The organism is Streptomyces sp. NPDC051776, from assembly GCF_040681345.1.
In the GTDB taxonomy this organism is placed as follows: domain Bacteria; phylum Actinomycetota; class Actinomycetes; order Streptomycetales; family Streptomycetaceae; genus Streptomyces.
Map to the genome: position 1 here is coordinate 267,595 of NZ_JBFAYQ010000004.1, position 13,263 is coordinate 280,857.

A 13,263-nucleotide genomic window follows, 5' to 3' on the forward strand; every position below is an offset into this window, starting at 1 on the left:
GCCCCGCGCGGGAAGCCGCCCTCGCCCGCGAGGGATGCGGCCCCCTCCCCGCGCGGGAAGGGGGCCGCATCACACCCGGCCGGCGTCCGTCACGCCGCGACCGGGACCTCCGACTCCGGCTCGCTGTGGGCGGGCTCCAGAGCCAGCTTCAGTACCTGGCGGACGTCGCTGACGGTGTGCACGTCGAGCTTCTCCAGCACCTCGGCGGGCACGTCGTCCAGATCCGCCTCGTTCCGCTTGGGGATCACCACGGTGGTGACCCCGGCGCGGTGCGCGGCCAGCAGCTTCTGCTTCACCCCGCCGATCGGCAGCACCCTGCCGGTCAGCGACACCTCACCCGTCATCGCCACATCGGTGCGGGCCTTCCGCCCCGACAGCAGCGACGCCAGAGCGGTGGTCATCGTGATGCCCGCGCTCGGCCCGTCCTTGGGAACCGCCCCGGCCGGCACGTGCAGGTGCACGCCCCGCTCCTTCAGGTCCCCGACGGGCAGTTCGAGCTCCGCCCCGTGCGAGCGCAGGAACGAGAGCGCGATCTGCGCCGACTCCTTCATGACCTCGCCGAGCTGGCCAGTGAGCTGCAGCCCGCTGCCGCCGGTCTCGGGATCGGCCAGCGACGCCTCGATGTAGAGGACATCGCCGCCCGCGCCCGTGACCGCCAGGCCGGTCGCCACACCCGGTACGGCGGTGCGCCGCTCCTCCGGGTCCTGCGCCGACTCCGGCACGTGGTGCGGACGTCCGATCCACTGGCGCAGATCGTTCGGGCCCAGGGTCACCGGCAGCTTCTGCTCGCCGAGTTCGTGCTTGGCCGCGACCTTGCGGAGCAGCCGGGCCACGGCCCGCTCCAGGTTCCGTACACCCGCCTCACGGGTGTACTCCCCCGCGAGCCTGCGCAGCGCGCCGTCTTCCAGGACGACCTCGCCGGGCTCCAGGCCCGCCCGGTCGAGCTGGCGCCCGAGCAGGTGGTCGCGGGCGATGACGACCTTCTCGTCCTCGGTGTAGCCGTCCAGCCTGACCAGTTCCATACGGTCGAGCAGCGCCTCCGGGATCGCCTCCAGGACATTCGCCGTGGCGAGGAACACCACGTCGGAGAGGTCCAGTTCGACCTCCAGGTAGTGGTCCCGGAACGTGTGGTTCTGCGCCGGGTCGAGCACTTCGAGCAACGCAGCGGCCGGGTCGCCGCGGAAGTCGGAGCCGACCTTGTCGATCTCGTCCAGCAGCACGACCGGGTTCATGGACCCGGCCTCCTTGATGGCGCGGACGATCCGGCCGGGCAGGGCGCCGACGTACGTACGCCGGTGACCGCGGATCTCCGCCTCGTCCCGTACGCCGCCGAGCGCGACGCGGACGAACTTCCGCCCCATGGCGCGCGCGACGGACTCGCCGAGCGAGGTCTTTCCGACGCCGGGCGGGCCGACGAGCGCCAGCACCGCGCCTCCGCGGCGGCCTCCGACGACGCCCAGCCCGCGGTCCGCGCGCCGCTTGCGCACGGCCAGGTACTCGGTGATCCGCTCCTTCACGTCCTCCAGCCCGGCGTGGTCCGCGTCGAGGACGGACTTCGCCCCGGGGAGGTCGTACGCGTCCTCGGTCCGCTCGCTCCAGGGCATCTCCAGGACCGTGTCGAGCCAGGTGCGGATCCAGCCGCCCTCGGGGCTCTGTTCGGAGGCCCGCTCCAGCTTGTCGACCTCCTTGAGCGCGGCCTCGCGCACGTGGTCGGGAAGGTCGGCGGCCTCGACCCGGGCACGGTAGTCGTCGGACTCGTCCTCGGGGTCGCCGTTCAGCTCGGCCAGTTCCTTGCGGACGGCCTCGAGCTGTCGGCGGAGCAGGAACTCGCGCTGCTGCTTGTCCACGCCCTCCTGGACGTCCTTGGCGATGGACTCGGCCACGTCCTGCTCGGCCATGTGCTCGCTGAGCCAGGCGGTGGCGAGCTTCAGCCGGGCGACCGGGTCGGTGGCCTCCAGGAGCTCGACGCGCTGCTGGGGGGTGAGGAACGGCGAGTAGCCGGAGTTGTCGGCGAGCTGGCCCGGGTCGTCGATCTGCTGGACGCGGTCCACGACCTGCCAGGCTCCGCGCTTGCGCAGCCAGCTCGTGGCCAGGGCCTTGTACTCCTTCATCAGTTCGGTGACCGAGCCCGGTAGCGGGTCGGGGACGACCTCCTCGATGCGGGTGCCCTCGATCCAGAGCGCCGCCCCGGGCCCGGTGGTCCCGGCCCCGACGCGGACCCGGCTCACGCCGCGGATCAGCGCGCCGGGGTCGCCGTCGGAGAGCCGGCCTACCTGCTCGATCGTGCCGAGTGTGCCGACCGCGGCATAGGTGCCGTCGATCCGTGGGACCAGCAGCACCCGTGGCTTGCCGCCGGAAGATCGGGCTGCGGCCTGAGCCGCCTGGACGGCGGCCCGCACCTCGGCGTCGGACAGGTCGAGGGGCACGACCATGCCGGGCAGGACGACCTCGTCATCGAGCGGCAGCACGGGCAGAGTGAGCGATGTGGACGTCGAAGCCATGATCTCCCCTTCGGCATTCAAGTTGAGCGTTACTGACTCAATGCGCGGAGGTGGCCAGCTGTTCCCATGGGCCGTTCGCTGTGAGCGATCACACCCTTACGCGGGGGTGGTGCGCCGGGGCGCATACCGATGGGCATCCGTTCGTGCAGGTGAAAGACGGTGCGGGGCCTCGCGACCGGCTGGGCCGCGGACGCCGCCCGGCCCGCGGCCTACGGCGCGGATCCGAGTCGGACGCCGACTCCACCCTTCTGTGCGGCCAGAACCCGATCGCCTCAGGCTTCGCCCGCGCCGCACGGACTCGATCGCCTCAGGCTTCGCCCGCGCCGCACGGACTCGGTCGGCTCAGGCTTCGCCCGCGCCGCACGGACTCGGTCGGCTCGGGTGCCGCACGGACTCGGTCGGCTCGGGTCCCGCGCCGACCGAGCGCACGTCGTCACTGGCAGTCCCGCGCCGACCGAGCGCACGTCGTCACTGGCAGTCCCGCTCGACGCCGCAGGGCGGCTCGACGCGGGGCGGCGGGGGTTCCGGAGCCGCGTCCGACGCGGTTCCGGCCCCAGGCGCATCACCGGAGCGTGACGCCGCAGCCGTATCACCGGAGCGTGACAGTGGGGCAAACGGAGCGTGACGCCGAGGGCTTTCGGGCCGGACCGACCCCCTGCCATCCCCCTCATACCGGCCAAGAATCCCCTATGACTTCCGTCACGTCGGCCGGCCCGCCGCGCCGCGGCCCGCCCTCCCTGCGCCCCGCCCTCCCCCCTCCCGTCAACAGCGGCCCTCCGACGCCTCGTTGAGCCCTCGCAGACGTGGGAGGGGACCGCTTCGGGGCCGTATCGTTACCCTGGGTGGCATCGGCGCCCCACCGCGTACCCAGCCCGTGCCCCAGGAAGACCGCATCCCATGCCTCTGCCCCCCGTCCCCGCCGCGCCGGTCACCCTCGACCGCCGGGACGGTCCGTACGGCGAGGTGGTGCTGCGCCGGCGCGCCGAGCACTTCGAAATCATCGCCAACGGCTGCTTCCTGATGGACACCTCCGACGGGCGCTCCGAGCGGCTGCTGGTCGACGCGGCACTCGCCGCCCTCCCCCCGGACCGCGCGCAACCGTCCCTGCTCATCGGCGGTCTGGGCGTCGGCTTCTCCCTCGCCCACGCCGCCGCGGAGCCCCGCTGGGGCCGCATCACCGTCGTGGAGCGCGAGCAGGCCGTCATCGACTGGCACCTCTCCGGACCACTGGCGGCGATCTCCGCCGATGCGCTCTCCGATCCGCGGAGCGTGATCCTCCGCACCGACCTGACCGCCCACCTGCGCGGCACGACCGAGGGGGACACCTCCCACGCCCTTGGGGCTGTGACGGAGTACGACGCGCTGTGCCTGGACATCGACAACGGGCCGGACTGGACCGTCACCGAGGACAACGACAGCCTCTACGGCCCTTCGGGACTTGCCAGTTGCCGGGAGCGCCTTGCGCCCGGCGGCGTGCTCGCCGTGTGGTCCGCGAAACCGTCGGCAGCCTTCGAGGAAGCTCTTCGAAATGCCGGTTTCGATGACGTAAGGACGGAAGAGATCCCTGTTGCCCGGGGTGTCCCGGATGCCGTCCACCTCTGCGTACGGCCTCCTACGCCTGCGTAGCCGAGGTGCGCACCCTGCCCGTACCCTGCTCCGTGCAGTGACGGAACGCAGGCAAGGGCTCGGCAGGTACACGGGGAAAATGCAGGGGCGGGCGATGGAGCACACTCACAACGGCGTGGCGGGCAACACGGCCACTCCCGGCGCCCAGCGCCGCGTCCTGGTCGTCGAGGACGACCAGACGATCGTCGACGCCATTGCGGTGCGGCTGCGCGCCGAGGGCTTCCAGGTGCAGACCGCACAGGACGGCCCCGCGGCGGTGGACACCGCAGAGGCCTGGCAGCCCGACCTGCTGGTCCTCGATGTGATGCTGCCGGGCTTCGACGGGCTCGAAGTGTGCCGGCGCGTCCAGGCCTCTCGTCCCGTTCCCGTCCTCATGCTCACCGCCCGGGACGACGAGACGGACATGCTGGTCGGCCTCGGTGTCGGCGCCGACGACTACATGACCAAGCCGTTCTCCATGCGCGAACTCGCCGCCCGGGTGCATGTGCTGCTGCGCCGCGTGGAGCGGGCCACCCAGGCCGCCAGCACCCCCCGCACCGGCATACTCCGGCTGGGCGAGCTGGAGATCGACCACGCCCAGCGCCGCGTGCGCGTGCGCGGCGACGACGTGCATCTGACCCCGACGGAGTTCGACCTGCTGGTCTGCCTCGCCAACACTCCGCGCGCCGTCCTCTCCCGCGAGCAACTCCTCGCCGAGGTCTGGGACTGGGCGGACGCGTCCGGCACCCGGACCGTCGACAGCCACATCAAGGCGCTGCGGCGCAAGATCGGCGCCGAGCGGATCCGTACCGTCCACGGGGTCGGCTACGCGCTGGAGACCCCGGCGACCCCGGCGACCTGACCGGCGCGCCGCCCATGGACAACCGGCCGCCCGAGCCCGTGGACCCCGGACTGTGGTCCCGGATGTGGGCCCGGACCTGGGACGCCCTGCGCCCCTTCGACCCGTACCGATCGGTGAAGGCAGCCCTGGGCGCCCTCGTGATCATCTCGGTGACGATCACGACGTTGCTGGTCTTCGTCGCCATCCGCACCTCCACAGAGCTGCGGATCGTCACCATCTTCTCGATCATCGCCACCATGCTGATCACCCAGTTCGTCGCGCACGGGCTGACCTCGCCGCTGGACGAGATGAAGACCGCCGCCCGCGCGATGGCAGGCGGCGACTACAGCCGGCGGGTCCAGGCCGTACGGCGGGACGAGCTCGGCGATCTGGCCGAGACCTTCAACCACATGGCCGCTGATCTCGAGGCCGTCGACCGGCACCGCAAGGAGCTGGTCGCGAACGTCTCGCACGAGCTGCGCACCCCCATCGCGGGGCTGCGCGCCGTCCTGGAGAACGTCGTCGACGGCGTCTCGGAGGCCGACCCGGAGACCATGCGGACGGCGCTGCGGCAGACGGAGCGGCTGGGGCGCCTGGTCGAGACGCTGCTGGACCTCTCCCGGCTGGACAACGGGGTCGTGCCGCTGCGGGTCCGGCGCTTCGAGGTGTGGCCGTATCTGTCCGGGGTGCTGAAGGAGGCCAACATGGCCGCCGCGGCCCGTGCCCACATCGGGGGCCCGGGCGCCCGCGCCGACGTCCACCTGCACCTCGACGTCTCACCGCCGGAGCTGACCGCGCACGCCGACGCCGAGCGGCTCCACCAGGTCGTGGCCAACCTGATCGACAACGCGGTCAAGCACAGCCCGCCGCACGGCCGCGTCACGCTCCGCGCACGGCGGGGCACCGGCGGCCCGGACAGCCTGAACCTGGAGGTCCTGGACGAGGGCCCCGGCATCCCGGAGTCCGAGCGGCACCGCATCTTCGAGCGCTTCAACCGCGGCGGCGTCTCCACCCCGCACGGCCCGGGCAGCGACGGCGGCACGGGCCTGGGCCTGGCCATCGCGCGCTGGGCGGTGGATCTCCACGGCGGCAGCATCGGGGTGGCCGAATCGCCTCGCGGCTGCCGCATACGCGTCATGCTCCCGGGCGGCCCCAGGGCGAACGGCTGACGTAGGGTCGAACGCCAGGTTCCAGGACGGTTGCGGCGGACCGGGCGTAACCTGACGTGTTTCCCGCCACATCGAGCGCCGAAACCAGTCGATCAATGTGACTTGCACGACGACTGGGCCGCCCGGCCTGCAACCAGTCCGGTAAGAGGCGTAGCCTTTATTTCCGCTGTCCACCATCTAAGGAAGCGGAAGAGGGCGGTTGCCGCCGTGTCGCCACAGTCCCCCAATACCTCGAGTCTCTCGGCCGACGAAGACGGACAGGGGAAGTCCTCCCCTGCGGAAGCGTTCGGCCCCAATGAGTGGCTCGTCGACGAGATCTACCAGCAGTACCTCCAGGACCCGAACTCGGTAGACCGAGCCTGGTGGGACTTCTTCGCCGACTACAAGCCGGGGCGTGAGACCGGCCCCGCGGCCGCCTCACCGCCGCAGGCGGCCGGGACACAGGCCCCGGCGGCGCCCGCCGGCGAGCAGGCCGCTGCGGCCCCGAAGGCCGAGGCCGTGCCCGCGGCCCCGAGCGCGGCCGCCGGTGCCAACGGCACCACCGCCCAGGCCGCGCCCGCAGCCCCCGCCCCCGCCCCCGCACCGGCGAAGCCGTCCGGGCCGAAGCACGCCGCCCCGGCGAAGCCCGAGGCCGCGCCCGCGAAGCCGGCCGCCAAGGCCGCCGCCCCCGCAGTGCCCGCCGACACCGAGTTCGTCACGCTGCGCGGCCCCTCCGCCGCCGTCGCGAAGAACATGAACGCCAGCCTCGAGCTGCCGACCGCGACGAGCGTCCGGGCCGTGCCCGTGAAGCTGCTGTTCGACAACCGCATCGTCATCAACAACCACCTCAAGCGCGCCCGCGGCGGCAAGGTGTCCTTCACGCACCTGATCGGCTACGCGATGGTGCGGGCGCTGAAGGCGATGCCGTCGATGAACCACTCCTTCACGGAGAAGGACGGCAAGCCCACCCTGGTCAAGCCCGAGCACGTCAACCTGGGCCTGGCCATCGACCTGGTGAAGTCGAACGGTGAGCGCCAGCTCGTCGTCGCGGCCATCAAGAAGGCCGAGACGCTCAACTTCTTCGAGTTCTGGCAGGCCTACGAGGACATCGTCCGCCGCGCCCGCGCGAACAAGCTGACGATGGAGGACTTCACCGGCGTCACCGCCTCCCTGACCAACCCCGGCGGCATCGGCACCGTTCACTCCGTGCCGCGCCTGATGCCGGGCCAGGGCGTCATCATCGGCGTCGGCGCGATGGACTACCCGGCCGAGTTCCAGGGCACCTCGCAGGACACCCTGAACCGCCTGGGCGTCTCGAAGGTCATGACGCTGACGAGCACCTACGACCACCGGGTGATCCAGGGCGCCGCCTCCGGCGAGTTCCTGCGGATCATGCACCAGCTGCTGCTCGGCGAGAACGACTTCTACGACGAGATCTTCCAGGCCCTGCGCATTCCGTACGAGCCGGTCCGCTGGCTCCGGGACATCGACGCCTCGCACGACGACGACGTCACCAAGGCCGCCCGCGTCTTCGAGCTGATCCACTCCTACCGGGTCCGCGGCCACGTCATGGCCGACACCGACCCGCTGGAGTACAAGCAGCGCAAGCACCCCGACCTCGACATCACCGAGCACGGGCTGACGCTGTGGGACCTCGAGCGCGAGTTCGCGGTCGGGGGCTTCGCCGGCAAGTCGATGATGAAGCTGCGCGACATCCTGGGCGTGCTGCGCGACTCGTACTGCCGCACCACCGGCATCGAGTTCATGCACATCCAGGATCCCAAGCAGCGCAAGTGGATCCAGGACCGCGTCGAGCGCCCGCACACCAAGCCGGAGCGCGAGGAGCAGCTGCGGATCCTGCGTCGGCTGAACGCGGCGGAGGCCTTCGAGACCTTCCTGCAGACCAAGTACGTCGGCCAGAAGCGGTTCTCGCTGGAGGGCGGCGAGTCCGTCATCCCGATGCTCGACGCCGTCCTGGACTCGGCCGCCGAGTCGCGCCTGGACGAGGTCGTCATCGGCATGGCCCACCGCGGCCGTCTCAACGTCCTGGCGAACATCGTCGGCAAGTCGTACGCCCAGATCTTCCGCGAGTTCGAGGGCAACCTCGACCCGAAGTCCATGCACGGCTCCGGCGACGTGAAGTACCACTTGGGCGCCGAGGGCACCTTCACCGGCCTGGACGGCGAGCAGATCAAGGTCTCGCTCACCGCCAACCCCTCCCACCTGGAGGCCGTCGACCCGGTCGTCGAGGGTGTCGCCCGCGCCAAGCAGGACATCATCGGCAAGGCGGGCACGGACTTCACGGTCCTGCCGATCCAGCTCCACGGCGACGCCGCCTTCGCGGGCCAGGGCGTGGTGGCCGAGACGCTCAACATGTCACAGCTGCGCGGCTACCGCACCGGCGGCACCGTGCACATCGTGATCAACAACCAGGTCGGCTTCACCGCCGCCCCGGCCGCGTCCCGTTCGTCGATGTACTGCACCGACGTGGCGCGCATGATCGAGGCCCCGATCTTCCACGTCAACGGCGACGACCCGGAGGCCGTCGTCCGCGTGGCACGGCTGGCGTTCGAGTTCCGCCAGGCGTTCAACAAGGACGTGGTCATCGACCTCATCTGCTACCGCCGCCGCGGTCACAACGAGACCGACAACCCCGGCTTCACCCAGCCGCTGATGTACGACCTGATCGACAAGAAGCGCTCGGTGCGCAAGCTCTACACCGAGTCCCTGATCGGTCGCGGCGACATCACGCTGGAGGAGGCCGAGCAGGCGCTGCAGGACTTCCAGGGCCAGTTGGAGAAGGTCTTCACCGAGGTCCGCGACGCCGTGTCGAACCCGGCTCCGGCCCATGTGCCGGAGCCGCAGGCCGAGTTCCCGGTCTCGGTCGACACCGGCATCTCCCGCGAGGTCGTCAAGCGGATCGCCGAGTCGCAGGTCAACATCCCCGACCGGATCACCGTGCACCCGCGCCTGCTGCCGCAGCTCCAGCGGCGCGTCTCGATGGTCGAGGACGGCGTGATCGACTGGGGCATGGGCGAGACCCTCGCGATCGGTTCGCTGCTGGTGGAGGGCACGCCGGTGCGGCTCGCCGGCCAGGACTCCCGCCGCGGCACCTTCGGCCAGCGCCACGCGGTGCTGGTGGACCGCGAGACCGGCCAGGACTACACACCGCTGCTCTACCTCTCCGAGGACCAGGCCCGGTACAACATCTACGACTCGCTCCTCAGCGAGTACGCGGCGATGGGCTTCGAGTACGGCTACTCCCTGGCCCGGCCGGACGCGCTGGTCATGTGGGAGGCCCAGTTCGGTGACTTCGTCAACGGCGCCCAGACCGTCGTCGACGAGTTCATCTCCTCCGCCGAGCAGAAGTGGGGCCAGACCTCCGGCGTCACGCTGCTCCTGCCGCACGGCTACGAGGGCCAGGGCCCGGACCACTCCTCGGCCCGGATCGAGCGCTTCCTCCAGGTCTGCGCGCAGAACAACATGACGGTCGCGATGCCGACCCTCCCCTCGAACTACTTCCACCTGCTGCGCTGGCAGGTCCACAACCCGCACCACAAGCCGCTGGTCGTCTTCACCCCGAAGTCGATGCTCCGGCTCAAGGCCGCGGCGTCGAAGACGGAGGAGTTCCTCGAGGGCGGCTTCCGCCCGGTGATCGGCGACGAGACGGTCGACGCGAGCGCGGTCCGGAAGGTCGTCTTCTGCTCCGGCAAGGTCTACTACGACCTCTTGGCGGAGCGGGACAAGCGCGGAACGAGCGACACCGCGATCATCCGGCTCGAGCGCCTGTACCCGCTGCCGGGTGCGGAACTCCAGGCGGAGGTGGCCAAGTTCCGGAGCGCGGAGAAGTTCGTCTGGGCCCAGGAGGAGCCGGCGAACCAGGGTGCGTGGCCGTTCATCGCCATCAACCTGATCGACTACCTGGACCTGGCCGTCGGCGCCGACGTCCCGCACAAGGAGCGGCTGCGCCGGGTCTCCCGGCCGCACTCCTCCTCGCCCGCGGTCGGTTCGGCCAAGCGCCACCAGGCGGAGCAGCAGGCCCTGGTCGGCGAGGTCTTCGACATCTGACCGGCGCTCACGCCTCGAACCTCAAGGGCCCGGCCCCGCCCACCGCGGAGCCGGGCCTCCGGCTTTGTCCGGGCCGCGCCTCCGGCTTTGTCCGGGCCCGCTGTTCCACTCCGCGCTAGATCGGCTGCGGCTCGAAGTCCCAGTACGGGCGTACGCCCTCGCGCAGCGCCCGAGTATGGGCGTGGTCCTCGCCCAGCAGCGAGGTGAGCGTGTCGAGTGCTTCCGCCCGGAGCGTGTCCGCCTCTTCGGTCTCGCCCGCGGCGTGCAGGTCCTGGGCCAGGCTCATCCTGCAGTTGATGGTCAGGGGGTGCTGCTCGCCGACCGCCCTCGGGGCCCGGTCCAGAGCTTCGCGCCCCATCCTGATGGCACCCGGTGTGTCCCCGCTTCGGTGACGTGCGGCCGCGGCGTTGAGCGCGCAGCCGACCGTCCAGGGATGGTCGGCTCCCACGGCGCCGCCCATGGCGTCCAGCGCCTGCTCCGCCGTCCGCAGCGCCGCCCGGTGCTCGCCGACCTCGCCCTGAACGAATGCCAGGTTGGCATGGGTGCCAATGGCGTACGGGTGGTCCCGGCCGAGCTGGGCGCCGTACAACTTGGCTGTGGATTCGGCCAGTTCACGTGCTGTGTCGAGCTCTCCGGACTGCCGCAGCAGCATGGCGAAGTCGGCCGACACGATCAGCGTCTCGGGATGCTGCTGTCCGCGGCGGCTGATCAGACGGTCGCGCACGTTGCGCATCAGCGCCTGCGCGAACTGAAGATTCCCGTTGCGCCGTGAGCACAGGGCGAGGTTGTGCTCGGCGAGCAGGGTCTGGGTGTGGTTCTTGTCCAGGATCTGCCGGTGCAGACGGCAGTTGTGGTCCTGGATGGCGAGCGCCTCCTCGTAGCGGCCGAGCAGCCGCAGCATCCAGGCCGTGTGCAGGGCGGAGTTGAGGGTGAGCGGATCGCGGTTCCCTAGGAGGGCGGACCGGGACTCCAGGAGCGTGCGGTGGAGGGCGAGGGAGTCCTCGTACCGGCCCTGGAGGCCCAGCGAGACGGCGAGATTGCTGCGGATGGCCAGGGTGCGCGGAACGCTTTCGCCGAGCGCCTCGGTGGCGTCCTGCGCTGCCTCCTCGAAGAAGGCGGTCGCCTCGCCGTGCTTGGCGAGCGCCATCAGCGTCCCGGCGAGCCCGTCCTTGGCGCGCAGCACCTCGATGGTGCGGGCGGACGGGTCCTCCTCCAGGGTGCGCAGCACCTCCCGGCCGACCGTCTCCGCCTCGGCGTAACGGCCCAGCCGACGGAGCATGTTGGCCTGCTGGTGGACGGCGACGAGCACCCGGCGGTCGGTGGGGGCGGACGTCGCGCGCCAGCGCTCCACGGCCAGCCGGCTGAGCCACCACCCGTCGTGGTACTCGCCGCGCGTGCGCAGGTACTCGATGCAGTTGAGCACGAGGTCGCGTACGTCGTCCTCGGCCGAGTCCAGGGCACCCGACGGCTCCAGGTGCGGGATCAGCTCCGCGTAGCGCGCCCAGTTCCGGGGCGATGCCGGGGACCGGGGGTCGGCGGCGACCAGGACGCGGCAGGCGATGGCGGAGGCCTTCACGCGCTCCTTGTGCGCCATGCTGCTGCGGACGAAGCGGTGGAAGAGCCGGTGCATGCGCAGCGTGCCCACGGTCAGGATGTCCAGGCGCGGCCCGGTCTCGTACTCCAGACGCATCGAAGTGGCCTCGGAGAGAGTGCGCAGCGCGGTGTTCCAGCTGCTGGGCTCGGCCACCAGCTCGGCCAGATGGGGCGGCAGATCGGCCGCCCGCGCCGACTGCAGCAGCCGTACGGGGACGACGTCCGGGGAGAAGAACGCGAGGAGCCCGAGGAGTTCGTCGACCTCGGGCGAGCGTTCGCGGAGGGTGTTGAGCGTGATGGCCCAGGCGACCTGGAATCCGCGAGGGTACTCCTTGGACGGCAGGACGCCGAAATCGTTCGGGTTGCCGGACCGGATGTTGGCGACGTAGCCGCTCACGGAGGCAGTGGGGTTGGTGTCGAGCCAGGCCGCCATCTGGTCGAGCAGCAGCGGCAGGTCCTCCAGGGCGTCGGCCAGGCTGTCCGCCTCGTCCTCCGACAGCCGGGAGGCCCTGCGGCACACGAACGCGATGCTCTCGGCCCGCCGGAAGGGGTCCAGCTCCACCAGTTCCGCGCCCTGCTGGCTCCACGTGGCGCGGCGCGTGGTGATGAGGACGTGGCCACGGCCGTCCGGGACGAGGGCCTCCAGTTCCTCCGGCTCCTCGGCGCCGTCCAGGACGATCAGCCAACGGCGGCCGGTGGAACCCAGCCTCTCCCTGACGGCCTCGATGAGCCGCCCGACCTCGTCACCGGTGCTGATGCCGAGCTTCTCCGCCAGCGCCGCATAGCTCTCGCGGGCCGTGGCACGGACGGCGGCGCTGATGTACCAGACGATGTCGTACTCGCCTGCGAAGCGGTGCACGAACTCGGTGGCCACCTGTGTCTTGCCGACGCCGCTCGGACCGTGCAGGGCCACGCACGTGGTCGCGTCGCCGCCCGCGGCGAATGCGTCGTGAAGCTGTTCGAGCACCTTCTCGCGACCGGTGAACCGGCGGTTGCGCCGCGGGGCGTTCCAGATCTCCGGAAGGTCGTCGGGGAAGCGCGGGCTGCGCGCCAGGTCCACCCGCGCCGACGCCGGCGCGGGGAGGTCCACGCAGGCCAGAAGACGGCGCCGCGCGTCGTCGGGGACGAGGCCGCGAAGACCGACCGGAGCGACGATCGCGGCCGCCTCCGGGAGCGGCCGCGTGGTGACGCTGACCGCCGCGATCCGGCCCAGTCCCTGCGTCACGGCCCGGCGCAGTGCGGTGCTCCACTCCTCGTTGCGCCCGGAGTCGAACCGGAGGTACCAGTCGTCGAGCACGAGCAGGACCCGCCCGCGTTCGGCCAGCAGGTCCGTGATGGCGGCGGCCGACGGGGCCCTGCGTACGGGGTCCCAGCGGACCATGCCGGTGGAGCAGCCGGCCGATGCGAGCGTCGCCGTGATCCACTCGGCCCAGGACTGGCTGAGACCGGCGAAGACGACCGTGACGTGCTCGGGCCTGTCGGTCATGCAACCCCCTTCCTCGGGTCC

General features: G+C 71.3%; 6 protein-coding genes. 4 read left to right on the plus strand and 2 right to left on the minus strand.

Features of this window, described 5'->3' with window-relative positions:
- Positions 1 to 89: 89 nt before the first annotated feature.
- Entirely contained in the window at positions 90 to 2,501 is a 2,412-nt protein-coding gene (lon, locus tag AB0M26_RS05995) for an endopeptidase La (protein ID WP_365255149.1), read from the minus strand.
- An 897-nt stretch (positions 2,502 to 3,398) separates the two neighbouring features.
- Between lon and AB0M26_RS06000 the strand changes: the two genes are divergently transcribed.
- The 4 genes from AB0M26_RS06000 (at position 3,399) to AB0M26_RS06015 (ending at position 10,163) form a co-directional block, all read left to right on the plus strand.
- Entirely contained in the window at positions 3,399 to 4,127 is a 729-nt protein-coding gene (locus tag AB0M26_RS06000) for a spermidine synthase (RefSeq protein WP_365255152.1), read from the plus strand.
- 94 nt (positions 4,128 to 4,221) lie between these two features.
- The gene (locus AB0M26_RS06005) at positions 4,222 to 4,968 is read left to right on the plus strand and encodes a response regulator transcription factor (protein WP_365255155.1); all 747 of its coding nucleotides are present in this window, start codon (positions 4,222 to 4,224) and stop codon (positions 4,966 to 4,968) included.
- Positions 4,969 to 5,030: 62 nt separating this feature from the next.
- Positions 5,031 to 6,116, plus strand: coding sequence for an ATP-binding protein (locus AB0M26_RS06010; RefSeq protein ID WP_365255276.1), 1,086 nt, complete (start codon positions 5,031 to 5,033; stop codon positions 6,114 to 6,116).
- 207 nt (positions 6,117 to 6,323) lie between these two features.
- On the plus strand, positions 6,324 to 10,163 hold the full coding sequence (locus tag AB0M26_RS06015; RefSeq protein WP_365255158.1) for a multifunctional oxoglutarate decarboxylase/oxoglutarate dehydrogenase thiamine pyrophosphate-binding subunit/dihydrolipoyllysine-residue succinyltransferase subunit: 3,840 nt from the start codon (positions 6,324 to 6,326) through the stop codon (positions 10,161 to 10,163).
- 115 nt (positions 10,164 to 10,278) lie between these two features.
- On the opposite strand, the gene fxsT is transcribed toward AB0M26_RS06015, so the two are convergent.
- Complete coding sequence (gene fxsT / locus AB0M26_RS06020) at positions 10,279 to 13,242, minus strand: FxSxx-COOH system tetratricopeptide repeat protein (protein ID WP_365255161.1); 2,964 nt, start codon at positions 13,240 to 13,242, stop codon at positions 10,279 to 10,281.
- Positions 13,243 to 13,263: the final 21 nt, after the last annotated feature.